The 555-nt window shown below is 45.4% G+C and carries 1 protein-coding gene; it reads right to left on the bottom strand.

Going from position 1 to position 555, the window contains the following annotated elements:
• Positions 1-555 (bottom strand): histidine kinase dimerization/phospho-acceptor domain-containing protein (locus R7O13_RS29840; protein ID WP_318305589.1); only part of this gene is annotated, 555 nt, incomplete at both ends.

Raw genomic sequence — 555 nt, 5'->3', positions numbered from 1 at the left:
AGCTCAAGACTTTCGGTCCGAAGCTCTGTTTCTGGGCGCTCCATTTTTGCGTAGTAAAGGAGTTCTTCGACCATTTCTTCCATCTCATCAATGTCTTCAACGATGCTATTTACGTACTTTGTCTGTTGTTCATTTAGAGAGGAGTCGGCGAGTAAATCAGCCTGCCATTGCAAGCGAAAAATTGGTGTGCGTAGCTCGTGAGCAACCGCATTGGTGAGCATTTTATTGCTGGTAATGAGTCGAGAGACTTTATCGGCCATGTTATTGAAGCTTTTGTTCAATGTGCCAACCGATTTGGCGCTGGCCGTGCTTGCGCGGGCTTTGAAATTACCAGACGCAAATTCGACGGTGACTCTTTCTAGTTCACGAATTCTGCGGCTTAAAAACCAGATCAGCAAAACACAGTAAAGCGCGAAACCAGCGATGAAGAATATCCACACCATGTTGTCGTCGAAATTGACGGCTTGAATGATAGGACTATTCGGGTTGTCGCTAATTTTGAAAAAGGGAGTGCTCTCGTCGAAGCGAAACCAAAAATCCCGTTCATCATCAAAG

Source organism: Vibrio sp. Y176, assembly GCF_033438945.1.
Note: the sequence above shows the minus strand (reverse complement) of the source record. Positions and strands in the feature narration are given on the sequence as shown.